Below are 25,959 nucleotides of genomic sequence, written 5' to 3'. Positions count from 1 at the left end.
GGCTCAAGTCAGCTCCGGGCAGAGCGTCGTAACGCCCTTTCATAGAAATTCCGCAAGGAAACCCGCGTCTTCAGACGCGGGAGGAATCGCGGCCCTCCTTTCTCAGTTCAGTTAAAAACATCTTTCGCTTCTCAAGAAGCGAAAGTTTCTTGCNCGTAGCTGTCAGTGGCGGGATCCGCAAAATACAGGTTCATGGCGGCCGCGACATCGCGGTCCATGTACCAGCCCGTATCTCCCAACTGATGACTTCTCTCCCAAAGAGCTTTCTTCCGGTACGTTCCCGTTTCGGGATCGTGCTGACTCGGGCGCAGTTTCCGGGGACTGACTTTCACCACACAACAGCCGGCGCTTTCAGCCTTACTTGTCATCCGGGTTATCAATCCTGCAATACCGCTTTTGCCCAAACTCTTGCCGTATCCGGCTCTCTGAAATGCTTTGTATGAGTTCTTCTCCACAATGACGGTGCCGGCCCTGCCGAACACCTGGTTAATCACTTCGCCGTGCAGGCAACGGCGGGTTTGCGCCTGGCGGCGGTACAGATCCGCAAGTTTTGCCTTTGTTGCCTTATAGGTCTTGGATTCCTTCCAGACAATCTTTTTTCCGGCGGCTTTAACGGTGCCGTCCGCGTTGTAGCACTCCCGATTCGTGTCTCTGCGGGAGCGGTCCATGGCACGTAAAAGACGCGCAATCTCCTTTTCCTGAGAGACAGTACCCGCGCTCACCAAAATCTTTTGCTGCCACTCGGGGCTGTAAAACGTCATGGTCCTCGGGCCCGGGTCAACAGCCACCTTGAGATCCTTGGGAGCATAAACGTGCTTGACGGGCGGTACGCCTTCGACAATGAGCTGAACAAAGTAGCGCATACGGCCGCGGATCATCCGCCGGACAAGACGGCAGTATTTGACACGCTTAAAGCCGGACGGATCTGTTGCTGAAAGAAGAGCTTCTTTCTGCCAGGCATCCGGGGCTTCAGCCTTTATCACCAGATCCAGAACCTCGAGCGTCCACGTCTTAGCCTTCCAACGCAACCCTGTTTTGTTTGATTTTCCCTCAACGCTGTGCAAGCCCCGTTTAGCACTCTTAAACCGCGGCTGACCGCCCTGATGAAGCAGCCAGCGCTCAATGCCCTGCCAGACACGTGTGGCAATTTTCTGCGCTTCGTTGATGCCGATGCGCTTTGTAAAGCCGCCCTTGGCACGGTACTCTTTCACGACATCATGCAGGGCATACTCGGAAAGGCGAGCGGACTTCTGTATTTCCTTAAACCGCTTGTTACGGTCTTTGCCCTTGGGCATCGCGGCCGTCAGCTTCCATGCTTCAGTGCTTTTCATGGCACGCACGCGTTTCTTTGCCGTTCCAAGAACAGCATTGAAAAGCTGGCGTGCATCGGAGAAGTAGGTCTCCAGTGCACTTTCTTGATCCTCTCCGATTTTCAGGCCCAGCTCGATGACAAAGGACGGTGTGCGCGATTTCATAGCGGCTGAATATACCTTAAGCGAAAACTATGTGCATGGTTTGGCTGCGTTTGGGCCAAGATTAAAAAATTTCGAAAGCCCGCATTCCTCCCGGGGCTCAAGCCCCGGGCTTCCTGCGGGAAATTCTGTGAATGTCAAGCGCCCCGATGATATTGGTCTTACCTGAGGCGTTGGGTCCGTAAATCACGGACGAGCACAGGCCGCGGACCGTTTCCTTTCCCGCTTTTTCCGAAAACACACTGTAGTCAAGTCCTTTCTGTTTGGGTGCGGGTTCCATGGAAAACACAAACGGCTCCCGGAAAGACTTGTCGTTTGCGGCAGAAAAATAAAGCAACATGACAAATTCCCCTGATTTTGCAGAAATTCTGCAAAATCACCTTAAACAAGGATTTCAGCTTTTGCCGCTTTGGACCATTGTCTGCCGATTTGTCCGGACAACAAAAAAGCGGCCGGGAAAACCTGAGTCTTCTCAACCGGCCGCTTTTTCTGCTTCGAATAAAACTTAAAGCACGTAGCGCGACAAATCTTCGTTGCCCGCGAGTTCCCCGAGTTTTTCCACCACGTAGGCTTCGGTGACTTCTAGCGTCACCGTGGCGGTGTTGCCTGCCTCGTAGCTTACGTCTTCCAAAAGCTTTTCCATCACCGTGTGAAGCCGGCGGGCACCGATGTTTTCGGTGCGCTCGTTCACTTCATAGGCGTAACGCGCAATGGAGCGGATCGCTTCCGGGGTAAAGGTGACTTCGGCGCCGTCGGCCTTTAAAAGCGCCTGGTACTGCTTCACAAGCGAGCAGTCCGTCGACGTGAGAATCTTTTCAAAGTCTTCGGCCGTCAGGCTCTTTAATTCCACGCGGACGGGAAGACGCCCCTGAAGTTCCGGCACGAGATCCGAAGGCTTGGAGAGGTGAAAGGCCCCCGAAGCAATAAAGAGAATATGGTCAGTCTTTACCCAGCCGTACTTCGTGCGCACGGTCGTGCCTTCAATCAAAGGCAGGAGGTCGCGCTGCACGCCTTCGCGCGAGACGTCGGCGCCTGATACGTTTTCCGCGCCCTTGGCGATCTTGTCGATTTCGTCGATAAAGACAATGCCGTTATTTTCCACATTGGCAATCGCGTCGCGGGTGGTCTCGCCCTTGTCAATCAGTTTTGCCGACTCTTCATCGGTGTAGATGTCGAGCACTTCCTTTACGCTCATGCGGCGCTTTTCACGGTTTTGCTGCTGCATCTTTTCAAAAAAGCCCTGCAGCTGATTTTCCATGTCGTCCATTCCGTCGGGTGCAAGCACGTTAAAGACGGGACCCTCGGCAGGCACCTCGGCTTCCACGGTCTTGTCGTCCAATTCACCGTTTCGGATCTGCTCGCGGAAACGCCGGCGGGCCACGCTCTCGGCGGGCTTCACAGGTGCGCCGTTTTCATCGGTCACGGCCGTTGCGGGCGGCACGAGAAGATCAAGCACCCGCTCAACCGCCGCTTCTCTTGCCTGCACCTGCACTTTTTTCTTCTGCGTCTCACGCATGAGTTTCATGCCCGCTTCCATCAGATCCTTGATGATGGATTCGACGTTGCGGCCGACGTAGCCCACTTCCGTAAATTTCGTGGCTTCGGTCTTTACAAACGGGGCATCGGTGAGTTTGGCAAGGCGCCGGGCAATTTCGGTTTTACCCACACCGGTGGGCCCGATCATAAGAATGTTTTTGGGCGTGATTTCCGAGTGCAGGGGTTCGGCCACACGCGAACGCCGCCAGCGGTTTCTCAGGGCCACCGCCACAGCGCGCTTGGCATCATTTTGTCCGACGATGTACTTATCGAGTTCGCTCACGATTTCGCGCGGCGTCATCATTGCATTGGTCATAGATCTTTCGTTTTTTTGTTCGTTCGTCAGAGGATGGTCTTACTCAGGCCTTTTTGGCCTCAGGCGCCTCACCTACGGTTTCCACCGTGAGGTTGTGATTGGTGTAGATACAGAGGTCGCCCGCAATCGTAAGCGACGCGCGCGCAATGGCTTCCGCGCTCATCTCGGTGTGTTCCATAAGGGCCCGCGCCGCAGACTGCGCGTAGGCGCCGCCCGAGCCGATCGCGGCAATGCCGTGCTCGGGTTCAATCACGTCGCCGTTACCCGACAAAATCAGGGTCGTGTCCTTGTCCGCGACAATCATCATGGCTTCAAGGTGCCTTAAGGCCCGGTCGGTGCGCCATTCCTTGGCCAGTTCCACCGCGGCGCGCATCAGAATCCCGGAGTGCTTCTCAAGTTTTCCCTCAAAGCGCTCCACCAGCGTAAAGGCGTCGGCCGTGGCGCCCGCAAACCCCACCATGATGCGGTCATGATAGACGCGGCGCACCTTGCGGGCCGTTCCCTTAAAGACGATGTTGCCGAGCGTGACCTGGCCGTCGCCCGCCATCGCGGCGACGCCGTTGCGGCGCACGCACAGAATTGTGGTTCCGTGAAACTGTTCCATTATTTTTTCGTTCGCAGTGAATCAGAAGCGGACACCGTCAAAAAGTGTGCGGCCCGCTTTAAACACCGCAGATTAAGAAACTTCAAAGAAAAAGGGAAGGTCTCGCAACCTTCCCTTGCAACTTAGCACCCGCACGGGCGCCTCAGAATTCGGTTCGAACAGGCAATTAATCCCCGAACATCTTCTGCTTGATTTCGCGCCGCTGCTGCGCTTCAAGCGAGAGAGTGGCCGTCGGACGCGCCAAAAGCCGCGCCGCACCGATGGGTTCGCCGGTTTCTTCGCACCAGCCGTATTCGCCGTCTTCGATGCGCTTAAGGGCAGCCTGTACCTTTTTCAGCAGCTTCCGTTCACGGTCACGCGTTCTGAGTTCCAGCGCGTGCTCCTCTTCGATCGTGGCACGGTCGGCAGGATCGGGCACAACGGTCGTCGCACGCAGATTTTCCGTCGTCTTGTCGGCATTGTGCTGAAGTTCCTTTTCCATGACGCTTAACCGATGCTTGAAAAATTCCAGCATCTTGTCGTTCATGTAGTCCTTATCGGACATTGCCAGGACTTCCTGCTCGGTCAAAAGTTTCTTCGTTGCCATGACGGTATCTTTGAAAAAACAATGGAACCCGCAGCCGGCGGCTGCGGGACGCATTCAGTAAAAACAAGGGAACTGCAGGCTGCCGGAAGACAGCCTTTTCAGGTTCGAAACGCGGTACCCGCAAGGGCTTTTCGTGAATCGACCCAAACTCCCCGTTTCTTTAAGGGTGCAGACAATAGCACACTTCAGCCGTTTTCAGCGAAAAATCAAAGAGAAACTAATCTATTCCTCTGATAAACACGTTGCAAAGCCCTCCAAAATCGCCTTCTGCGGCAGGTTTTTGCCGATGATGACGATCTTGTTGGCGGGCTTTTTATCGCCCCAAGTGCCCAAAACGTCCGCCGAGCACACCATATGAACGCCCTGCAGCACGCAGCGGCGGTCTGTCTGCTTGAAGTAGAGCACGCCCTTGTAGCGGAGCATATTCTGCCCGTAAACGGCCACCAGACTCTGGATGTACTGATCAAAGCGCGGTGCATCAAAGGGGCGGTCGGACTCAAACACAAAGGCGGAGACGTCATCGTGGTGATGGTGATGCACGCCCGTTAAAAACGTCGGATCAATATCCAAAACGTCATTCATGTTAAAGCCGCAGATGTTGAGAACCTTCTCCACCGGGAGGTTTCCCATATTGACCGGCTCAATGGGGCAGCGCGGATTGATCGCAATCAGGCGCTCCTTGAGTTTTTCCACGTCTTCGGGCTTTACCAGATCGGTTTTGCTGATGAAGATGCGGTCGGCAAAACCCACCTGATCCTTGGCTTCGGGCTGCTCGTCCAAGGTCTGCATGCCGTGCTTGGCATCAACGATCGTCACGACGCCGTCGAGGCGGTAAAAGCACGCGACCGCATCGTCCATAAAGAATGTCTGGCACACAGGGCCGGGATTAGCGACCCCCGTTGTTTCAATCACAACGTAATTAAAGTCAATTTCGCCCTTGTCGCGGCGGATTCTCAGATCCGTGAGAATCCGGGAGAGGTCTCCGCGGATCGTGCAACAGATGCAGCCGTTATTCATCTGAACGATCTGCTCCTTGCCGTTATGCACGAGAAGCTCGTTATCGATCCCCTCTTCACCGAATTCATTTTCGATGACGGCGATCTTGTACTTGTGATCCTCACTCAGAATCCGGTTTAAAAGCGTGGTTTTACCGGCCCCGAGAAAGCCCGTCAGAATGGTGACCGGAATTTCAGGTTCAGGTGCGAGCCCGAGGTTATCTTCCTGCATGACTGTGTCCTCATGACGCGAAAGACGCCGCGATGACCCGCTGGCGTCCTTCGTCAAAATCGTCGGGGGAAAAACTTCTCCCCCAAAAAAAGTTGTCTGGGATTATGCCGCGGGTAAAGCGCCGCGGCACGCCCTTTTTGTAACCGCTATCTCATGAGAAGATGCAGCCCCTTTAAGTACTCCCCTTCGGGATAGGTCATCAGAAGCGGGTGATCGGCTCCGGCCGCAAAGCGCTCCAGCGCCCAGACGTCCTTGCCGGAATCAATGACGGCTCCGGCAATAATCATCTGAAAGAGATCCGGGTCAATCGCGCCCGAGCAGGAGAAGGTAAAGAGGTGGCCCCCGGCGTTTAAAAGCTTCAGGCCGTTAAGGTTGATGTCCTTATAGGCGCGGGCCGCCCGCTCCACGTGAAAGTGGCTTGAGGCAAATTTCGGGGGATCAAGAATCACAAGATCAAACGTTTCACCGGCGTCGCGCATTTTCCGGAGCGCCTCAAAGACGTCGTCTTCGACCCAGCTTAACCTGTCGTCGCTAAACCCGTTCATTTCGGCGTTGCGTTTGGCCTGGGCCAGGGCCTCGGCGGAGCTGTCAACACTGACAACGTGCGCGGCCCCGCCTTTGACAAGCGCCAGCGAAAAACCCCCGGTGTAGCAAAAGCAGTTAAGGGCCCGCATCGGGCGGCCGGTTTCCTTTAAAAACGCGGCCGCAAGCTTTTGTGCTGCAAGCCGGCTTTCGCGCTGATCGACGTAAAACCCGGTCTTGTGCCCGACTCTCACGTCCACGCCGTACTTCACGCCGTCTTCAACGACTTCAATGACTTCGGGGGGTTCGTCTCCTGCCAAAACCCCGGTTCTCACCGTGAGCCCCTCGCGCCTGCGGGTGGCGGCGTCCGAGCGGTCAAAGACCCCCTTGGCGCCCGTGATGTCCATCAGGTCGTCAGCGATTTCCCTTAAGTGCAGCTCAGCCCCGGCGCTCTGAAACTGCGTCACCACCCAGTCGCCGTACTGATCGACGATAAGACCCGGAATGCCGTCGGCCTCACCGAAAACAAGGCGCCGCGCGGTGGTACGCGCAAGAAGCGGCTCACGGGCCCTGACGGCCGCCGCGAGTTTGTCCTTAAAAAAGGCGGGCGACTCAACCGGTGCCTTTTCGTCAAACGCCCACATGCGCACGCGCAGGGTTGAACTCGGCGAATAGGCGCCAAAACCCAGAAATCGGCCATCAGAGGCCAACACCCGCACCGTTTCACCGACGCCGGGTTTGCCGGCCACGCGTCCCACCGCTGTGTCGTAGACCCAGGGGTGACGTCTCAGAAGGCTTTTTTCCTTCCCTTTTTTCAGAAAGACTTCCAGCATTTTCTTTTTTCCGCAACGCAAAATCAGGCCGGCATCACCGGCAGGTTATCCGTTTCCACGGTACCTTCAAAAACGACTTCCGCCGGGCCCGTGAGATACACGTGATGCCCGGGACCGGCCCAGGAAATCCGGAGTTTTCCTCCGTGCATCGTGATTTCCACGGCCTCATCAAACATGCCGCGGCGCATCCCCGTCACAGCCGCCGCACACGCCCCGGTGCCGCAGGCAAGGGTTTCTCCGGCGCCGCGCTCGTAGACCCTCAACCGCGCCTCAGAGCGCGACAGGGCCTGTAAAAAACCGACGTTGACTTTCTGCGTGAAGTCCTCGTCCTTCTGAAGCGCTTCTCCGATCGTTTCCACGCAGGCGGTTTCAGTGTCCCCGCAGACCATCACGGCGTGGGGGTTACCCATCGAAACGAGCGAAAGCCAGACGTCGCCTTCAGGGGTTTTCACCTGCCAGAGCGTGTCTTTATCGCGCGTGAGGTGCGAGTACCCCTCAGACTTAAAGTGCACGGCCTCGGGCCCAAACGCGGGCTCACCCATATCAACCGTCACGCGGCCGTCGGCCTCAACGCGCGGCCGGATGATGCCCTTCATGGTTTCACAGGCAATTTCGGTTTTATCCGTCAAACCCAGATGCCGGACGTACACGGCAAAGCAACGCGCGCCGTTACCGCACATCTCGACTTCGCCGCCGTCACAGTTAAAGATCCGGTACTTAAAGTCCGCCTGAGCTGTCTCGGGCTTTTCAACCACCAGCATCTGGTCGCAGCCGATGCCGAAGTGGCGGTCACAGAGCGCGCGCACGAGTGCGGGCGTAGCGTGAAAGGGCTTATCCCAGGCATTGATCATGATGAAATCGTTGCCCGCACCCTGCATTTTGGTAAAGGAAAGACGCATGCGTGTGTCTCGAAAAATATTTAATAGAGGGGCTTAGCGCCCTCGGGCCGCGTTTTAAAGCGCCGGTGCGTCCAGAGGTACTGATCCGGGAGCTTGAGAATCCAGCGCTCGAGTTCGGCGTTGATGCGGCGCGTGTCGGTCACGTCGTCCCCGGTGGGGTAGTTTTCCCAGGGCTCACTGATGTGTGCCGTGTAGCCCGTTTCCGTCATCTCCGCCACGCAGAAAAGGACTTTGGCTTTTGTGGCGTGCGCGAGCCTTCCGCACATCGCAAGCGTTGCCGCCGGCTCCCCGAAAAAGGGCACAAAGACCGCATCGCGGGCGCCGAAATCCATGTCCGGAAGATAGTAAAAGGGAAGCCCCTGGCGCATGGCGCGCACAACGGCCAAAAGATCCCCCCTGCGGTGCTCACCCTTGGCAATTAAAACCGGATCGGAAAAGCGCCGGCGGCCTGCGAGAGCCGCCTCATCCCAGGCGGCATTACGCTGCTTTTGGTAAAGCGACACGCCTCTCACATGCAGGTTAAAGGCAATGCCCACGGCATCAAGCCCCACAAAATGCGGTGCCACGATAATAAGCGGCAGGTTGGTTTTGTCCGTCACCCGCTCAAGCCCTTCAAAGGTGACGAGCTTACCGACCGCTTGCGCCGACCCGTTCCAGAGCACCCCGTGGTCAAGCGCTGCGCGCGCCAGATGCACATAATTGGCTTTGGCAATGGCGCGAAGCTCCCCTTCCGTCTTATCCGGAAAGCAGACCCTGAGATTGGTCATCGCCACGTGACGCCGTTTGGGAATACCGACCCAAAGCACGGCCGCCACGACGCGCGCCAGGACCTTTCGGGCCCCGAGCGGCACATGAGCAAGGCTTTTGACGGCACCGATCCAGAACCGGGCCGCCAGATCGGTGATCGACAAAACGAAGACTCCGCAAAAGTGGCTTAGGAATCCCGTCATTTTAGCCGCTGAGATCGTTTGGTTTTGCAACAGACGCTGTGGCGCGCAGGCTCTGCGCGGTATAGTTAGCGCCTCACACAGTCTGAGGCGCTCATGCGCCCGGACTCAAAAGACACGAGTCCGACAACCGATACCGGAAAGCGCCGAGTCCACAATGTCTTCTTCTCTTACTTACTTTTCCGGCCGTGCAGCCCGCAGGCTGCGCAAAAGGGTGGCCGCCGTCCTAATGAGCACCGCCCTTGCCGCGGCATCGGCCGCCTGGGCCGCGGACAAACCGGGCGACATTGAGGCTGATGCCCTGCGCTCGGTTCTCACTGCTGAAATCGCGTTGCAGCGGGGGCTTTATCCCCAGGCCTGGCGGCAGTTTATGAATGCGGCGCAAAGCCTCAAAAACGCGGAACTTGCCGGGCGCGCCTATGACGCCGCGAGTGCTACCGGGAACACCGAAAACGCGCAGATTGCGCTCGAACTCTGGCACACGCTTGATCCCAAAAACAGCCGCGTGGTGGTTCTCACTGCCTCCAAGGACCTTACAAGCACAGAGCCGGACGTGCGTGCTGCGGCCGAAAAGCGCCTTACGGCAGAACTCAAAAAGACAAAGCAGCCCACGATGATGCTTGCGCGCATCTACGATGCCGCGGGGCCCGAGGCTGACCGCCAAACGCTTTACACCACCCTTGAGCGGCTTGCCGCCAACGTAAAGAAAAACGCCCGCATTGAGCTGCTTCTCGCCGCTGCTGCGGACGCCGCAGGCTACAAGCGCAGGGCCGCGCAGCACGCCGTCAAGGCGAGTGACTACGCTCCCGACGACAGTCAGATTCTGATGAGCGGCGCGGACTTTGAGTACCGCGTCAATCCGTCGGCCACGACGCGGCGCCTCACGGAGTTCTTAAAGCGCCACCCCGACGACATTACGGTAAGAACGGCGCTTGCGAAGTCCCTCATCCGCACGGGAACGGTTGAGGACGTCAAGCGCGAATTAGACATCATCAACCGTAAGGACGGCACGAGCCCGCAGACCATGTTTGCGCTGGGCACGATTGCCGAGGAAGCGGGGCTTTTCACCGACGCCGAGCTCTATTACAACAAGTACCTGGTGGCGGTTGCCAAGGCCGAAAACGGTGAGCGGGCGGTTGCCAAGGCCGAAAACGGTGAGCGGTATCTGCCGGACGCCGCGTACACGCGCCTGGCGATGGTGAAACTCCAGCAGGGCGACAAAATGAAGGCCGTCGAGTGGTTTGCCAAGGTCGAAAAAGGCGACAAATATCTGCCCTCTAAAATGAAGCAGGCCGAAATTCTTGCCGACATGAACCGCACCGACGAGGCCTGCCGGGTGCTGCGGGAAATCCGGGCCGATAACGGAAAGAAAGCACAGTTTCGCCTCGCCTGCTCCGACCTTTACATGAAGGCGGGCCGCACCAAGGACGCCTATCAGGCGGCGGATGAGGCCCTTAAAACGGCGCCGCACGAACCCAATGTCATCTACCGCACCGCGATGCTTGCGGAAGCCGCGGGTGAGGGCGCCCGCGCCGAAGCGCTTTTAACCCACTACATCGAAATCGCCCCGGGCGACGCCAACGGCTACAACGCCCTCGGCTACATGTGGCTTGAGCGCGGCGTGAAAACCAAGGATGCCGCGCCCCTTATTGAAAAAGCCATGGAATTATCCAAAGGCAAAGACAGCTACATCGTCGACTCCATGGGGTGGTTGAGGTACCGCCAGGGCAAACTCAAGGAAGCCGAACAGTACTTGAGGCAGGCCCTCTCGATGAATCCGGACGTGGACGTGGCGTTGCACCTTGCGGAAGTCTTAGCGCGCCTCGGAAACCACACGGAGGCCGTAAAGTATCTTGAGGCGGTTTTAAAAGCCTCGCCTCAAAACGTCACGGCGCAGCGCCTGATGCAGACCCTCAAAGCAAAGGGAGAACGTCAATGAGCGCCGTTACTTACTCCCGCCGCACCGTGATTGCCGCTGCCGCGGCGGCACCGCTTTTGATTTCCGGCTGCGCGGGCCTTGTGATGCCGGGTTCGCGCGTTTATTCCGGGCGCTTTTCCTTAAAGCTCACGACACAGAAAAAAACCGAAACGGCCGCGGGCAAATACCGCCTCGTGAAGTCCGGCGATGCGTATGAGCTTGACCTCATGACGCCTCTGTCCGGTGTTTTGGGCCGCGTTTACGTGACGCCCACTTCTGCCCGCGTGGAACGTAACGGTCAGGAGGATCTCACCGCCCCGAATGAAGAGATCCTCATGCGCGAAGCCTTCGGGTTTTCGCTCCCGGTTGCGGTGCTTGCCGACTGGCTTGAAGGGAAAGCGAGCCCCCGTATGCCCCACGAAAAAGAAACGCTCGGGCGCTTTACGCAGGCAGGCTGGACCCTGCAGTACGTTGCGGCGGGCGAAAGCAGTGCGGTCTCTGTTTTAAGAATGCGCCGCAGCGATCCGGGCCGCGCGATTCTCATTGCGCTTACCGTTGAAAAAGAGAATTAAGTCATGGCCGTCACCCCTGTCGTCTGCCCGGAAACCCTCGCGGCCGTACCTCTTCCGGCCGGCAACGTTGAAACCGTGACGGTTCCGGCGCCTGCCAAACTCAATCTTTTTTTACATGTCACCGGCAGGCGCGCTGACGGCTATCACCTGCTTGAATCCCTTTTCTGCCTTGTAACGCTTGCGGACACCCTGCGTTTCACGCGGCTTGCTGCCGCCTCCGGTGTGGTGCGCACCGGCGACATGGCCGAAGCCGGGGAAGCCGACCTCTGTGTGCGTGCGGCCCGGGCCCTCGAAAAAAAGACCGGAAAAAACCTTGACGTTGAAATACACGTCACAAAGCGTATTCCCTCAGGCGCCGGAATGGGCGGGGGGTCAAGTGATGCGGCCTCAACGCTTATCACGCTTAACCGCCTCTTTGCCCTGGGGCTCACGCGCGATGAACTCATAACCATTGCCGTAACGCTCGGCGCTGACGTCCCCTTCTTTGTGTTCGGACAAACCGCCTTTGCCCGGGGTATCGGTGAAATTCTCACGCCCGTTACGACGCCCGCGGCGCGCGTTGCGCTTGCGATGCCTTCGGTTCCCACGGCCACGGCCGGGATTTTCGGTGACCCGGAACTCAAGCGCGATACGCCCTCTGCGTCCGTTGAGGCGCTCACTTCCGACATCCAAGCCCACTGGCCCCGCCTTTTCGGGCACAATGACCTTGAAGCGGTTGTCTTAAAGCGCAACCCCGACGTCAGGCGTCTCATCGCTGCCATGGGTGCGGGAGCCCGCATGACGGGATCGGGGTCGGCTGTTTTTGCCGCGGAAATGTCGGAAGAATCCGCTCTCAAGCACCTCAAAAACCTCGCAGCGGGCGACGCCGGATGGACCGCCTCGGTTCTCGCGCGCCACCCGCTTTATGACTGGCTTTGAGGTTTCCCGCAAAAAACCTGTAAAATGCCGACTCCTGACAGGGGGGTAGCCAAGTGGTAAGGCAACGGATTTTGATTCCGTGTATCGTAGGTTCGAATCCTATCCCCCCTGCCAAATTCGAAATTTTCCAAAAAGACTTGACAAGCCGGAAAATTTCCGTACCATTCGCGTCGTCGCTGAAGTCATCGAAAGAGAGTTCCTGCGCAGACGGGATAACAACCCATACGCAGGCGGTGATGCCCCGATTCGTTAACGCGGGCGCAAGCGAGTGAAACCCGCAGGCCGATTGACGCCTGGCGGGTTTTTTGATTTTTTGCGCCTCCGAAACCGGCTTTTCCCGTTTTTTTGCGGCGTGTTGAGCGTTGATTCAAAACGCCTTCGGTGTTAAAATCTTGCGTTTTCCGGAGAACGGCACCGCTGCTTTCCGGCCGATTTTTTCCATAACAACGCTTTGCAAGCCTGACGCGTCATATCCGTCGGACGGGTAAATCAACCAAAAGAGCTCACGATCATGGTTCCTGTCGTTCCTGACAGCCTGAAGGTTTTCTCAGGCAATGCCAACCCCAAGCTGGCACATGCGGTAACCCAGTACCTCAACATTCCGCTCGGCCGTGCGACCGTCAACCGCTTCTCCGACGGGGAAGTGATGGTGGAAATCAATGAAAACGTCCGCGGTAGCGACGTTTTCGTGCTGCAGAGTACCTGCGCCCCCACCAACGACAACCTCATGGAACTCATGATCATGGTGGACGCGCTGCGCCGCGCCTCCGCGCGCCGCATCACGGCCGTGATGCCCTACTACGGCTACGCCCGCCAGGACAGACGTCCGCGTTCCGCGCGCGTTGCAATTTCCGCGAAGGTTGTCGCGAACATGCTTCAGAGCGTGGGCGTTGACCGCGTCCTCACGATGGACCTGCACGCCGACCAGATTCAGGGCTTTTTTGACGTGCCCGTGGACAACATCTACTCCACCCCGGTGCTTTTGAACGACATCCTCTCGCACCAGTACCCGGATCTGATGGTTGTCTCGCCTGACGTCGGGGGCGTCGTGCGTGCCCGCGCAATGGCTAAGGAACTGGGCGTTGATCTCGCGATCATCGACAAGCGCCGTCCGCGCGCCAACGTCGCCGAAATCATGAACATCATCGGCGAAGTCAAGGGCCGCACCTGCGTCATCACCGACGACATCGTTGATACAGCGGGGACGCTGTGCAACGCCGCGGGGGCCCTGAAGGAGCGCGGTGCCAAGCGCGTTCTTGCCTACGCCGCTCACCCCGTCTTCTCCGGCAATGCCGTTGAACGCATCACCAATTCCGCGCTTGACGAAGTGGTCGTCACCGACACCATTCCGCTGCGCCCCGAAGCCGAACAGTGCCCCAAGATCCGCCAGTTAAGCTGCGCGCCTCTGGTGGGCGAAACCATTTCCCGTATTGCACGGGAAGATTCCGTAAGCGCACTTTTTAACGAGTAAGACGTTTCGGAATGACCGAGTGTCTGCCGCTGGTCGCGGCGGCAGACTGTTTTTTTCACTTTTATTCAACCCCTACAAACGGAGTTAACTCAAATGAATTTCACCGCTGTCTTGCGTAAAGAGCAGGGAACGAGTGCGAGCCGCCGCCTGCGTCGCGAAAACAAAGTGCCGGGCATTGTCTACGGCAACAACGTTGACGCTACGCTTATCGCGCTCGATCACAACGAAATCTATTACGACCTGCAGAAGGAAAAGTTCCACGCTTCCATCCTCACGATGCAGCTCGACGGTAAGGATGAGCTCGTTGTTCTGCGTGCTTTCCAGATGCACCCCTACAAGCCCCAGGTTCTGCACTGCGACTTCCAGCGCATTGACCCGAACAGCGAAGTGACGATGCGCGTGCCGCTGCACTTCTTCGGCGGCGAAAACAGCCCGGCCGTCAAGATCGACAAGGGCTTCATCAGCCACCTCGCGGGCGCTGTGGAAGTTGCCTCCATGCCGCAGAACCTGCCGGAATTCATCGATGTGGATCTCTCCGGCATGACGAGCCAGACGACGCTTCGTATTTCCGACGTCAAGCTCCCCGAAGGCGTGCGTGCCATCACCCCGGATCTGCCGATCGCCACGGTTACGGTTATTACCGAAGACACGGCTGCTGCGGCTGCTGCTCCGGCTACCGACGGTGCTGCGCCCGCTGCGGCTGCCGCCCCGGTTGCTGCTCCCGCCGCCGGCGAAGCAGAAAAGAAGTAATTCTTTACCTGCCGCGTGCCCGCGGCACGACACCCCTGCGGTACGTGCCCGGGCAAAATACGCCGCGACAGCCGTCAGACAGAGTGCTTTGCCATTCTGTACGGCCCGCGGCGTTTTTTTATGACTGATTATTTTCCGGACTTTTTCTTATGGACAACGCCTTCAGTGCACTCGGCCTTTCCGACGCCCTTGTGAGCGCTTTAAGTGAAATGGGGTTTGAAGAACCCACCCCCATTCAGACCGCCGCGATCCCGGTGCTCATTTCCGGGCGCGACGTGCTCGGCCAGGCCGCAACCGGCACGGGTAAGACCGCTGCCTTCGGGCTGCCGTTAATCGAGCGCTTTGTTCTTAACAAAAAGACCGGGCTCCCCGCAATTCTTGTGCTGACACCCACGCGGGAACTGTGCCTGCAGGTTGCGGAGAGCTTTCTTGCGTTCGGGAAAAACGCCGGTATTGCCGTCGCCCCCATTTACGGCGGTCAGGAATACGGGCGGCAGATCCGGCTTTTAAACCGCGGTGTACATGCGGTTGTTGCGACGCCGGGCCGAGCGTTGGATCACATCCGCAAAGGCACGCTTGACCTCTCGGGGATCAAGGCCCTCGTGCTTGACGAAGCCGATGAGATGCTTGACATGGGCTTTGCCGATGAGCTTGAAGCCATTCTTGAGGAATTGCCCCCGGAGCATCAGACAGCGCTTTTTTCAGCAACGCTCCCGGAGAGAATCCGCCGCATTGCCGAGTCGCACTTAAACGACCCCGAACACATCGTCATTGCCCGCGAAAAAACGGCCGAGGGCGAGACGCCGCGCGTGCCGCAGAAAGCCTATATGGTGGGACGCGCCCACAGACTTGCGGCTCTCGGGCGCATTTTGGACGTTGAAAGCCCGGAATTGGCGATCGTCTTTGCCCGCACCCGCAACGAAGTCGATGAGGTGACGGAATCTTTGCGAAACCGCGGCTTTGCCGTTGAGGCGCTCCACGGGGGGCTCGATCAGGACTCCCGCGACCGCGTGATGAAGCGCGCCAAGGCGGGAGCGATTGAAGTGATCGTCGCCACGGACGTTGCCGCACGCGGCATTGACCTCGAAAACGTCACGCACGTCATTAACTACGGGATTCCTGCCTCGCTTGAAACCTACGTGCACCGCATCGGCCGCACGGGCAGAGCCGGCCGCACAGGCCTTGCGATCACGGTGCTTGAGCCCCGTGAACACCGCCGCTTACGCGCGCTTGAAGGCATCACCAAGGCCAAGATTGAACTCCTTTCCGTGCCCTCGGTCACGGACGTGCGCGCCAAACGCATGGAACTCACGCGCGGCGCAGTGAAGGAAGAACTCCTTTCGGGCGCCTTTGAAAAGTACCGCGTGATTGCCGAGCAGCTCTGCGAAGAAGCCGATCCCTTTGAGGTGGCGGCTGCCGCCATTGCCTACGCCGATAAACTCGCGGGCGGCCCCGACGACGAAGATGAAATTCCGGAGGTCACGCCCTTTGAAAAGAAGGGACGGCGTGAGCGCGGCGACAGAAGTGAACGCGGGTTTGAGGGCGCTTCCCGCCGCGAGCGGCTTTCCGACCGTAAGCCCGAAGAGGGCATGACGCGGCTATTTATCGGTGCAGGACGCGAAGCGGGCCTGAGGCCCTCTGACATCGTGGGCGCGATTGCCAATGAAGCGGGCATTGCAAGCCGCCGCATCGGTGCGATCGACATCTCCGACCGCTTCTGCCTGGTGGAAGTCGACGCCCCCGTGGCGCAGGCCGTGATTGCGGCACTCAAAGGCACCACCATCAAAGGCCGCACGGTGACGGTGCGCAAGGACCAACCCAAACGGGCTTCGGGCTACAGAGAGCCCAATCCCCGGCACAAGCGCGAAAAGCGTGAACCCTTAAAGTCCCGTTTCGATGACATTGGGTAGTTTTTATGGCTCAGACAGCAAATAATCCCATCCGGCTCATCGTCGGTCTGGGTAACCCCGGTGACGAATACAAAACGACGCGTCACAACATGGGCTTTATGTTTTTGGATGCACTTGCCTCCAAGTACGGCGCGCGTTTCAGCGCCGAAGCGCGTTTTAACGGCGACACGGCCCGCATCACAACCGACGCCGGTGACCTGTGGCTTTTAAAGCCCACAACCTACATGAACAGTTCCGGCTCCGCGGTGCAGCCCCTGGCGGCCTACTTCAAGATTAAGCCCGAAGAGATCCTCGTCGTGCACGATGAACTCGACATCCCGCCGGGCTGCATGAAGGAAAAGATCGGGGGCGGCAACGCCGGCCACAACGGTCTCAAGGACATTACCGCCAAACTCGGCACCCCCAACTTCTGGCGCCTGAGGATCGGCATCGGGCACCCCCGTGTTTTCTGCCCGCAGCAGCAGGTCTACGACTGGGTTTTGGGGACGCCGTCGCTGGAGCACAAGGCAGCCATCCATGAGTGCCTTGAAGCGGCTCTCAAAACCGTGGAACTCTGGGCCGCGGGCGATGAAGCACGCGTGGAGCGGATGCTCAGAAAGTACGCCAATCACCCGAAAAAGCCTGCTGCCGAAACGGACGCGAAAACGGATGCCAAAGCCTCCGCGTAATGCGCTTTTGGTAAGCGCCTGCCTTTTGGGTGAGTGCTGCCGCTACGACGCAAAATGCCCGGCAGCACCCGAAGCGCTGAAAACCTTTTTTGCGCGCTGCAGGCAGGCGGACATTGCACTGATCCCCGTGTGTCCGGAGTGCGCCGGGGGGCTTCCCACGCCCCGCCCTCCGGCTGAAATTGAGCCGGGAAAAAGTGCGGCAGACGTTCTTGACGGCATGGGGCGCGTGCGCACGGCAGCCGTAGATGATGTCACAGCGGCTTACGTGACGGGCGCTCACGCCACACTCAAAGCGGCCCTTGAAACCCGCGCTGAGACGGCACTTCTGAAAGCCAAAAGTCCTTCCTGCGGAAGCGCTGAAGTCTATGACGGGACCTTTACCCGGCGACTTAAACCCGGCAAAGGCGTCACCGCCGAACTTCTCACCCGCAACGGCGTCGCGGTTTACAGCGAAAACGCTCTTCACACGCTCTCAGAAAGACTCTTTTCCGCCAACGTCACCATCCGCCGTACAGCCCCGGCCGATTACGCCGCAGCCGAAAATGTTCTGCGGGAGGCGTTTTGGAACTGCTATGCGCCGGGCGCCTCCGAGCACCTCATCCTCCACCGCATGCGCGCGTCTGTGGGCTTTGTGCCGAAACTTGACCTCGTTGCGGAGACAGGGGGACTGATTGTGGCGTCCGTCGCGTTTCAAAAAGGCAGCATCGTTTGCGATGACGGCCATAAAGTAGAAGTTCTCTCCCTCGGCCCCGTGGGCGTTTTGCCCGCTTATCAGAAAAGGGGCATCGCAAGCCGCCTTATCCGTGAGGCGCTTACGCACGCCGGAAATCTCGGCTTTCGCGCGGTTTTTCTATGCGGCGATCCTCTCTTTTACCGCCGGCTTGGGTTTTTGCCGGCCGAAACCTTCGGAATCCGCACAGCTGAAAACACCTGGTTTGAACCGCTGCAGGTCTTTCCCCTTTTCCCCGATGCGTTAAAGGGCCTCACCGGATGCTACGTCGAGGACAGCGTGTATGCCGTGACAGAGGCTGAGGCGCTGGCCTACGACCAAGATTTTCCGCCCAAGAAGCGCGTAACCGGCACCCCCGGACAAAAGCGCGTTGAAGCGTTTCTCAAACGCCAAAGACCGTATGTCCCGGACGAGAAAAGCCGTCCGGAACACTGACCACAAAGAAGGATTTTTTTCGATGACAAACCTCAACACGCCGGAACTTCAGGGGGCGCTTGACTGCCTCGCGATGCTTCTTCTGCAGCCCGAGGCTGAAAACGCCGTGCAGGCTATTCCCTTTGCCGCCGAAGCTCTTCTCATCCTCGGAAAAGACACGCTGCCGCAAGATTCGCAGGAAGCGCTCACATCCATTGCGGAAAAACCGACCGTTGAACCCGTTGAACTGCAGAAAGCCTATGCGCGGCTGTTTCTGGGAACAGGCGAAGTGACGATTCCATTGTGCGAGAGCGCCTGGACTTCGGGCGACACGCCGCTTCTGTGTCAAAAGCCGCAGGACGAATGCCGCACGCTCTACGAAGCCGAAGGGCTTTCGATCACCGGTGACAACAACATCCCGGAAGACCACCTCGGCGCGATGCTCGGTTTCTCGATTGTCCTTCTTTTGAAAGATAAAACCGAGAAAGTGCGGGACTTCTTTGCCAAGCACCCGGCCGCCTTTATCCCGGCGGTCGTAAAGGCCGTGCGCGCCGAAGCCCGCAAGGACGACCCGTACCTTGACGTCATGGTGCTTCTTGAAGCGCTTGCGGACCTTATGGTCGCCAAGCACTGACACAACGGAAGAACCGGCTTTTCCGGGGAAAAACGCCTGTCCTGAAATCCGGTGACATCGCAGAAGAGCGCATCAGTTGCCCTGCAACGCAAATCCGCTTCTTGGCGGTCTTGCCCGTTTGCTTTCGATATCGCGCGCTGTCCGTCTTTCTGCCTGTCCATCTTTCTGTCATACTCTCACCAAAGTTGATAGTATGATAGAAACTTATCGTTTTTTGGAGAGAAAATGATAGAAAGGCTGCCGGAACAAGAAGATGTCCGGGTCGAATTTAAGGAAACCTGGAGCGAAACAGCCAAAAAGACGCTGATAGCGTTTGCAAACACGCTTGGCGGAAACCTGTATTTCGGTGTGACCGATGATGCAACGGCAAAGGGACTCAGCAAAAAAGAAGTCGATATGATTTCCCGCTCGGTCCTTCAATTTTGCCGAACCGGTACAGAACCGGTCATGACAGACCTGGTGTCAACAGAAGTCATCACCACAGGTACCGGCAGCTACCTGTTGCGGGTATCCGTAGAACCTGGTGAAGACCGCCCTTATGCACTCAAAGGAAAACGTTATACGGGCGGCGCTTATGTCCGCGACGGCTCTATGTCAGTCACCGCGAACGAAGAAGAAATACGCGACATGATCCGCGACAGTGCCCCCGAGCCGTGGGAATCCAGATTAAGCCGTGAGGCAGATCTGACATTCGGAGAAACATCCGATATTTTCAGAAAATATCACGTCGCTTTTTCGCCTGCACACTACCTTCGGCTGGGCCTGGTTGACGATGCCGGATACTACACTCAACTGGGAGAATTGCTTTCGGACCAAAACCAGAGAAAGCTCGTAATCGGAACTTTTTCCCAAGACGAGGCATCGCTTTCCGTCCGGGAATTCTCAGGATCGCTTCTGCGGCAAATTGATCAAGGTTTCGACCTCTTTGCCGCAATGAATCCTGAACTGATACAAAAAACCGAGAAACTCTCAAACAAACGGCAGTTCGCCTGGCCTCCCAAAGCGCTGCGCGAGGCACTTGTAAACTGCACGGTTCATCGCGATTACTCTCAGCCCGAACCCACGAAAGTTTCAATCTTTCCGAATCGATTCGAATTTTTGTCCTACGGATGCATCCCCGGCCGACTCAGCGTTGACGATATTGCGATCCGGGGCGTCAGCAAATGTCGCAATGAACATTTAGCCGACATTCTCAGGCGCTTGGGATGGATGGAAAACTATGGTTCTGGTTTTCCGATGATTTGGCAAGAATACGCCAACTCCGGCGTGGAACCCAAGCTGGAGGCAACTCGCAGAATATTTCGCATTGTTTTACCCAGAATCCGTGACGAAGAGCCCCTGACGCTTCAGGAGCGTTGCTTTGCTTTATTCGTAAGCCACGACGTACTTTCAATGGCTGACGTCGCGAAGAAATTGAACATTTCAAGAACATCGGCCAACTCTGCCGTCAACGCTTTGCTCAGGGACGGCAAGGTCGAGAAGATTGGTACAGGACGACTGACCAAGTATCGGTCATTAATTCGCTGATCTCCGTTAACGGCTGCTGCGGCTCAAGACGAAGTGCCTGCAAAAATAAACCGCCGGCACTCACACAAAAGTACCGGCGGTTTGTCAGGCCCTGTTAAGCGGGATTAATCGCGCTTAGCGGTCTTGGGCTGATGATGCACGTAGACGGGCGGCAGTTCCTCCTCATCGTACTTTTCAATGCGCACAAGTGATGTGTTGGCCACGTTGCCGCAGGCAAGTTTCGACGAAGGAATATCAATTGTCAGCACGTTGTCGCAGCCGTGCACATCAAGGCTTCCTTCCTCCCCGGGTTCTTCCGGGCAGTACCAGGCTCCGTGGTGCACCACGACCGTATCCGGACGCACGCGGTCGGTGACCGTCACGCCCGCCAGGACCTTACCGCGGCGGCTTTCCACAAGAGCGATGTCGCCGTTTTTAAGCCCCAGCTTTTCCGCGGCCTGCGGGTGAATCCACAAGGGTTCACGCTCTTCGACGTTAGCAAAGAGGTTCGAAGCCGTGCTGTCAAGCTGCGAATGCAGACGGTAGCGGCTCTTAGAGGTCAGAAGCGCAAACGGATAGTCCTTCGCCATTTCGGCGCCAAGCCATTCCGTAGGCTCAAGCCACGTCGGATGCGCCGGGCAGTCGTCGTAGTGGTAGGAGGCGATCTTTTCAGAGTAGATCTCAATAAGACCGGACTCAGTGCCCAGAGGATTCACCACCGGGTTCTTGCGGAAGTCGCCCATATAGTTGTAGCGGCGGCTTTCACCGGTCACGGGGAACAAAACGTAACCGCCTTTCCAGAACTCATCAAACGTGGGCATCGCCAAGCCCGCGGCCTTGGCTTCACCCGCAGCCTGCTCGTAGAAGCGCTTGATCCACCCCATCTCATCGAGCCCCTCAGTAAACTCTGCGCCGTGGCCGAGTTTTTCCGCAAGGTGCGAGTAGATCCAGTAATCCGAATGCGACTCGTACTGCGGTTCAATTGCCTGCTGCATGGCAACGTACCCGAGGTTGGAGTAGGAGCCGATCGAAGTGATGTCGTTGCGCTCCAGCGACGTGCAGGCCGGAAGAACAATATCGGCCATCCGCGCCGAAGCCGTCCACACCGTGTCGCACACGATCGTCGTTTCGGGCTTTTTCCAGGCCTTCACGATGCGGTTTGTGTCTTCCTGCTGGGCAAAGGGGTTGCCGCCCGACCAGAAGACCAAACGAATGTCCGGATAGGTGATTTTCTTGCCGTTGTAGTCGATCGTCTTGCCGGGATTTAAGAAGCAGTCCGTAAAGCGCGCGAGCGGAATGGTTGCCACCGAATGACCTTCCCAGGCCATTCCGGTATTTTTGCCCTTGGGGTTGGCGGAAATGCCGGGCAGAGCCGGTGCTTCCGAAGTGGCGGCGCCGCCGTTCGAATAATGGTACGTAAAGCCGAAACCTCCGCCGGGCAGACCGATGTGCCCGCACATGGCGGCAAGCACCACCATCGCCCAGTGCACCTGTTCGCCGTACTGCGCGCGCTGAATACCCCAGCCGCCCATCAGCATCGAGCGCTTTTCGCGCATCAGGCGCGCCAGGCGCCGGATCGTTGCCGCGGGAACGCCCGAAATTTTCTCGGCCCATTCTGCGGTCTTGGGTGTTCCGTCCGTTTTGCCCAAGAGATACGGCAGAAACTTGTCGTAGCCCTTTGTGTACTTGCGGATGAACTCACGGTCCACACGGTTGGTGGTCTCGAGTTCATACATCATCGCAAGCATCACCGCGACGTCGGTGTTGGGTTTCGGTGCAATCCATTCGCACTTATCGCCAAAGTATTCTGCGGTATCAGGCTTTAAGGGGTTCACGGCAATCACCGGAATCCCTGCGGCCTTCACCCGCCGCAGACCTTCGGCGTTTTCGTGGAAGGTCGCGGACCAGTCGATATCGTTTGTAACCGCGGGATCAGCGCCCCAAAGCACGATAAGTTCGGTCTTGTCGCAGATGAGGTCCCAGCCGGTGACCTGTTCATAGACGCCGTTTGAACCAATCACGTACGGCAGGATCACCTGCGCGCACCCGGTCGAATAGTCGCCGTAGTGGCCGGTGAAACCGCCGTTGAGATTTAAGGCGCGCTGCATGAGGTTGCGCGCTGAACCCAGCGCCCCCGGGCTCATCCAGCCGTAGGAGCCGCCGTAAATGGCTGCAGGCCCGTAAGTGTCGCGGACGCGGTTGAGTTCCTTCGCGATAATGTCAAAAACTTCGTCCCAGGTCACGCGTACGAAGGGTTCGGAGCCGCGGCCTCTGCCGCCCGCTTTCCAGCCCTTTTTGAGATAGGACTCGCGCACCATCGGATAGCGGATACGCGCGTTGTTGTAGGGCTGCTGGGCAATCCCCTGAAGCTGCATGGAAGGAGCCTTGTCTTTAGCAAAGGGCTCAAGCCGCTCGATCTTGCCGCCTTTGACATGCACCTTGTAAACACCCCAGTGTGAGGCGTTCATCACAACGCCGTCGTTTAAAACGGACTTACCCGTGGCAAAGGTTTTGGAAAGCCCCATTTCGGGAACGCCCGACAAAGGTTCTCCGTATTCCACCCCACCCTTTAACACACGGGCTGCGCCTTTTTTGGGCGCGGCAAGCGTCTGTCCGGACACCAGGGCTGCGGCACCGGCAAGGCCCGCGGCCTTAAATAAATCGCGGCGATTCGTCATTTCACATTTCTCCTCAGTGTCTCAGACATTAGTGTTTGGCGTGTTCCTGAAGCCACTTAAACATCAGTTCGTTGGCGCCCTTACGGGTGTGCCCGGCGCGGCCGCCTCGTACCGGCAGAAGCGTTGCCCACTGGTTCGCCGTAAAGTGGTTGGCGGGCTGTGCGGCGTGGCAGGTGGCGCAGGCTTCCGCGTTACGGGCCTTGGCTTTGGCCCAAAGCCCCTGCAGGTTACCGGTAAGCGCTTTGGCGGGCACCCAACCCTGAGCGGAAGACTTGACCCAAACGTTCCCCTGCACCGTCTTTTCGCCGGCCTTGGGATTAAGTTTTACGGCCTTTTCTTCATCAAACGAGGCGTTTTCAATGCGAACACCCGGTTCCTTAAAGATCTGCGCCGGATATTCTTTGAGCGACCAACCCGAAACGCGGATCAAGGCCTGAGAGCCTTTCTTCTGCAAAACCTCGACGGGCGTTGCCACCGTGACCTTGCCCAGGTAGTCACCTGCGGTCGTGCCGTTGACCGGGACCGTCAGATTAAGCCACATGGGTGCGGCCATTGCGGGCTGAAGCAGAGCGGCGGAAAGGGCCGCCGCGAAAAGATGTCGGATCTTCATATTCACAATTCCAGCAAGAGAAGACAACCGGGCCGTTTTGCCAGGCCCTTATAGCTTTTCATTGTATCGAGACAGCAAAAAGTCCTTTGATTGCGCAGGACTTTCATTATTCTTTTCAGGTAAAACGTTTGAGTTGTTTTCAGGCGGTTTTCGTTTTTTCGAAGTCCGGACCGTTCCATCATGCGGCAAAAACCCGTTTTTTCTGCGGGTAAACACCGAGCGCAAAAAGGCGACATTGCCGCACGCCGGGTTAGGCAGAATTGAGGCACTTCTTTTGCTCTGCTTTTCGTCCGCCATGGAAACCCTCCGCATCCGAACCTCTGACCACCCGTACTTTGCGCCCTTTGCCGCGCTGTATGCGGAAAGCTTTCCGGCATTTGAGCAGCGGACAGCCCCGCAGCAGCAAGCGGCGTTTGCCGATGAGCGCTACCGCCTCACCGTTTACGCTGAAAACGGCACGTTGATCGGCTTTATTGCAGCATGGACTCTTTCGGACTGCGTCTATGTAGAGCACCTGGCGCTGAACAAGACGCTTCGCGGCAAAGGTTACGGAAGCCGGCTTCTCAGAGACTTCATTGCGGCAAGCGCCAAGCGCGTGCTGCTTGAAATCGATCCGGTCACGGACTATGTCTCCGCGGCGCGCCTGAGGTTTTATAAGCACTGTGGGCTTACCGAAAACCCGTACGAACACCGCCATCCGCCTTACCGCCCTGAATTCAAAGCGCATCCATTGGTGGTACTCACCACCGAAGGCACGATGACCGAAGAATCTTACCTTCGGTTTTACCGCGAACTGCGCGCCGTCGTTATGGCGCTTCCGGATGTCCCGGGAGCATAGAAAAAGCTTGCTTCAGAGCTCTTCGGCCACATGACCTTTCTATAATTAAAGGATTGTCTTTTCGAGCTGCGGTGTCTCCTGTTTTTCAGACACATCACACAGCTCCCCCGAACTCATAAGGAAACCAAGCAATGGGTCTTAAATGCGGCATCGTCGGCCTTCCCAACGTCGGCAAGTCGACCATCTTCAACGCTCTTACCAAAGCCGGCATTGCGGCGGAAAACTATCCCTTCTGCACGATTGAACCCAACGTCGGCATCGTGGAAGTGCCCGACCCGCGCTTAAAGGCTCTGGCCGACATTGTTAAGCCCGAGCGCATCGTGCCCGCGGTGGTGGAGTTCGTGGATATCGCAGGGCTTGTTGCCGGCGCCAGTAAAGGCGAAGGCCTCGGCAACCAGTTCCTTGCCAACATCCGTGAGTGCGACGCCATTGCGCATATCGTGCGCTGCTTCAAGGACGACAACATCGTGCACGTTGCCGGCCACATCAACCCCGTGGAAGACATTGACGTCATCAATACGGAACTCGCGCTTGCGGACCTTGCGTCCGTTGAAAAAGGCATCGCCCGCTACGCCAAGCAGGGCCGTCAGGGCGGCGACAAGGAAGCCTTAAAGATCACGATGGTGCTCGAAAAGCTTCAGCCCGTCTTAAACGAAGGCAAGCCCGCCCGTTCCGTCAAGCTCACCGACGAAGAAAAAGAAGTCATCAAGCCCCTTTTCCTTCTCACGATGAAGCCGGTGATGTACGTCGCCAACGTTGACGATCACGGTTTTGAAAATAATCCGCTTCTGGAAGCCGTCAAGGCCCGTGCTGCCACGGAAAACGCCCCCGTTGTCGCGGTGTGCGCCAAGACCGAAGCCGATATTGCGGATTTGGACGACGCCGACAAGGAAATGTTCCTTGAAGACATGGGGATGAAAGAACCCGGCCTTGACCGCGTGATCCGCGCGGGCTACGACCTGTTGGGGCTTCAGACCTACTTCACCGCCGGCGTCAAGGAAGTGCGCGCCTGGACAATTCACAAGGGCGATACGGCTCCGAAGGCCGCAGGCGTCATTCACACCGACTTTGAACGCGGCTTTATCCGTGCGCAGACCATTGCCTACGAGGACTACATCGCCTTTAAGGGTGAAAAGGGTGCTCAGGAAGCGGGCAAGATGCGCGCTGAAGGCAAGGACTACGTCGTCAAGGACGGCGACGTAATGGAATTCCTCTTTAACGTTTAATTCCTGACGTCTCTGCTGTTGCGAAAGGCTCTGTTTCCGCTGAGAAACGGGGCCTTTTTGCTGTTCGTCTGCAGCCTATCGGATAGGAGGCGGGGCTAGGCCCCGCCGTCCTTCCACACCACCGCCCGTACCGATCTGGTAGGCACTGCTCACGCAGTGTTTTACGGCGGTTTT

The 25,959-nt window shown here is 57.6% G+C and carries 24 protein-coding genes and 1 tRNA gene; 13 read left to right on the top strand and 12 right to left on the bottom strand.

The features are described from left to right. Positions 1-131 precede the first annotated feature (131 nt). From BQ7486_RS12575 to BQ7486_RS08120, 9 genes are all read right to left on the bottom strand, one after another. Entirely contained in the window at positions 132-368 is a 237-nt protein-coding gene (locus tag BQ7486_RS12575; protein ID WP_477174922.1) for a zinc ribbon domain-containing protein, read from the bottom strand. A 1,204-nt stretch (positions 369-1,572) separates the two neighbouring features. Next, a complete protein-coding gene (locus BQ7486_RS08155; protein WP_074009669.1) occupies positions 1,573-1,812 on the bottom strand; it encodes an ATP-binding protein in 240 nt (79 codons plus the stop codon). A gap of 165 nt (positions 1,813-1,977) precedes the next feature. Next, entirely contained in the window at positions 1,978-3,324 is a 1,347-nt protein-coding gene (gene hslU / locus BQ7486_RS08150) for an ATP-dependent protease ATPase subunit HslU (RefSeq protein WP_074009668.1), read from the bottom strand. Between the two features lie 43 nt (positions 3,325-3,367). Further along, the gene (hslV, locus tag BQ7486_RS08145) at positions 3,368-3,928 is read right to left on the bottom strand and encodes an ATP-dependent protease subunit HslV (protein ID WP_022372380.1); all 561 of its coding nucleotides are present in this window, start codon (positions 3,926-3,928) and stop codon (positions 3,368-3,370) included. Positions 3,929-4,094: 166 nt separating this feature from the next. Then, positions 4,095-4,514, bottom strand: a complete 420-nt coding sequence (dksA, locus tag BQ7486_RS08140; protein WP_022372379.1) for an RNA polymerase-binding protein DksA — start codon at positions 4,512-4,514, stop codon at positions 4,095-4,097. A 222-nt stretch (positions 4,515-4,736) separates the two neighbouring features. Further along, complete coding sequence (locus BQ7486_RS08135) at positions 4,737-5,741, bottom strand: CobW family GTP-binding protein (RefSeq protein WP_074010097.1); 1,005 nt, start codon at positions 5,739-5,741, stop codon at positions 4,737-4,739. A gap of 146 nt (positions 5,742-5,887) precedes the next feature. Next, on the bottom strand, positions 5,888-7,096 hold the full coding sequence (locus BQ7486_RS08130) for a class I SAM-dependent rRNA methyltransferase (protein WP_074009667.1): 1,209 nt from the start codon (positions 7,094-7,096) through the stop codon (positions 5,888-5,890). 23 nt (positions 7,097-7,119) lie between these two features. Continuing rightward, positions 7,120-7,995: a diaminopimelate epimerase gene (dapF, locus tag BQ7486_RS08125; RefSeq protein ID WP_074009666.1), complete on the bottom strand. Its 876-nt coding sequence runs from the start codon at positions 7,993-7,995 to the stop codon at positions 7,120-7,122. A 20-nt stretch (positions 7,996-8,015) separates the two neighbouring features. Then, positions 8,016-8,906, bottom strand: coding sequence for a lysophospholipid acyltransferase family protein (locus tag BQ7486_RS08120; protein WP_235836773.1), 891 nt, complete (start codon positions 8,904-8,906; stop codon positions 8,016-8,018). 265 nt (positions 8,907-9,171) lie between these two features. Between BQ7486_RS08120 and BQ7486_RS08115 the strand changes: the two genes are divergently transcribed. The 11 genes from BQ7486_RS08115 (at position 9,172) to BQ7486_RS08060 (ending at position 20,454) form a co-directional block, all read left to right on the top strand. Then, positions 9,172-10,881, top strand: a complete 1,710-nt coding sequence (locus BQ7486_RS08115) for a tetratricopeptide repeat protein (protein ID WP_162272254.1) — start codon at positions 9,172-9,174, stop codon at positions 10,879-10,881. After that, a complete protein-coding gene (locus BQ7486_RS08110; protein WP_074009663.1) occupies positions 10,878-11,432 on the top strand; it encodes an outer membrane lipoprotein LolB in 555 nt (184 codons plus the stop codon). Before BQ7486_RS08115 ends, BQ7486_RS08110 begins: the two co-directional genes overlap by 4 nt. A 3-nt stretch (positions 11,433-11,435) precedes the next feature. Then, complete coding sequence (ispE, locus tag BQ7486_RS08105; protein WP_084765836.1) at positions 11,436-12,350, top strand: 4-(cytidine 5'-diphospho)-2-C-methyl-D-erythritol kinase; 915 nt, start codon at positions 11,436-11,438, stop codon at positions 12,348-12,350. A gap of 39 nt (positions 12,351-12,389) precedes the next feature. After that, positions 12,390-12,464, top strand: a tRNA-Gln gene (locus tag BQ7486_RS08100). A gap of 397 nt (positions 12,465-12,861) precedes the next feature. Then, positions 12,862-13,821, top strand: coding sequence for a ribose-phosphate pyrophosphokinase (locus BQ7486_RS08095; RefSeq protein ID WP_022372371.1), 960 nt, complete (start codon positions 12,862-12,864; stop codon positions 13,819-13,821). A 93-nt stretch (positions 13,822-13,914) separates the two neighbouring features. Continuing rightward, positions 13,915-14,571: a 50S ribosomal protein L25/general stress protein Ctc gene (locus BQ7486_RS08090; RefSeq protein ID WP_074009662.1), complete on the top strand. Its 657-nt coding sequence runs from the start codon at positions 13,915-13,917 to the stop codon at positions 14,569-14,571. Positions 14,572-14,720: 149 nt separating this feature from the next. After that, the gene (locus BQ7486_RS08085) at positions 14,721-16,481 is read left to right on the top strand and encodes a DEAD/DEAH box helicase (protein WP_074009661.1); all 1,761 of its coding nucleotides are present in this window, start codon (positions 14,721-14,723) and stop codon (positions 16,479-16,481) included. Positions 16,482-16,486: 5 nt separating this feature from the next. Then, the gene (gene pth, locus BQ7486_RS08080; RefSeq protein WP_074009660.1) at positions 16,487-17,149 is read left to right on the top strand and encodes an aminoacyl-tRNA hydrolase; all 663 of its coding nucleotides are present in this window, start codon (positions 16,487-16,489) and stop codon (positions 17,147-17,149) included. After that, complete coding sequence (locus tag BQ7486_RS12130; RefSeq protein ID WP_084765833.1) at positions 17,130-18,314, top strand: GNAT family N-acetyltransferase; 1,185 nt, start codon at positions 17,130-17,132, stop codon at positions 18,312-18,314. Before pth ends, BQ7486_RS12130 begins: the two co-directional genes overlap by 20 nt. Positions 18,315-18,336: 22 nt before the next feature. Continuing rightward, positions 18,337-18,927, top strand: coding sequence for a TorD/DmsD family molecular chaperone (locus BQ7486_RS08065; protein WP_162272253.1), 591 nt, complete (start codon positions 18,337-18,339; stop codon positions 18,925-18,927). A 225-nt stretch (positions 18,928-19,152) separates the two neighbouring features. Further along, positions 19,153-20,454: an RNA-binding domain-containing protein gene (locus tag BQ7486_RS08060; protein ID WP_074009658.1), complete on the top strand. Its 1,302-nt coding sequence runs from the start codon at positions 19,153-19,155 to the stop codon at positions 20,452-20,454. 104 nt (positions 20,455-20,558) lie between these two features. On the opposite strand, the gene BQ7486_RS08055 is transcribed toward BQ7486_RS08060, so the two are convergent. Genes BQ7486_RS08055 through BQ7486_RS08045 form a run of 3 tightly spaced genes read right to left on the bottom strand, consistent with a single transcriptional unit; the run spans position 20,559 to position 24,018 of the window. Then, positions 20,559-23,111: a molybdopterin guanine dinucleotide-containing S/N-oxide reductase gene (locus tag BQ7486_RS08055; RefSeq protein WP_074009657.1), complete on the bottom strand. Its 2,553-nt coding sequence runs from the start codon at positions 23,109-23,111 to the stop codon at positions 20,559-20,561. Between the two features lie 28 nt (positions 23,112-23,139). After that, positions 23,140-23,721 (bottom strand): hypothetical protein, encoded by a 582-nt coding sequence (locus BQ7486_RS08050; RefSeq protein WP_074009656.1) that lies wholly within the window; start codon positions 23,719-23,721, stop codon positions 23,140-23,142. Positions 23,722-23,769: 48 nt separating this feature from the next. Next, the gene (locus BQ7486_RS08045; protein ID WP_074009655.1) at positions 23,770-24,018 is read right to left on the bottom strand and encodes a hypothetical protein; all 249 of its coding nucleotides are present in this window, start codon (positions 24,016-24,018) and stop codon (positions 23,770-23,772) included. On the opposite strand from BQ7486_RS08045, the gene BQ7486_RS08040 reads away from it, so the two are divergent. Continuing rightward, complete coding sequence (locus BQ7486_RS08040; protein WP_074009654.1) at positions 24,017-24,559, top strand: GNAT family N-acetyltransferase; 543 nt, start codon at positions 24,017-24,019, stop codon at positions 24,557-24,559. The two genes, BQ7486_RS08045 and BQ7486_RS08040, sit on opposite strands and share 2 nt — an antisense overlap. A 131-nt stretch (positions 24,560-24,690) precedes the next feature. Next, positions 24,691-25,785, top strand: a complete 1,095-nt coding sequence (gene ychF / locus BQ7486_RS08035; protein ID WP_022373505.1) for a redox-regulated ATPase YchF — start codon at positions 24,691-24,693, stop codon at positions 25,783-25,785. Positions 25,786-25,959: the final 174 nt, after the last annotated feature.

This window comes from Duodenibacillus massiliensis (assembly GCF_900128485.1).
Taxonomy (GTDB): Bacteria; Pseudomonadota; Gammaproteobacteria; order Burkholderiales; family Burkholderiaceae_F; genus Duodenibacillus; species Duodenibacillus massiliensis.
Note: the sequence above shows the minus strand (reverse complement) of the source record. Positions and strands in the feature narration are given on the sequence as shown.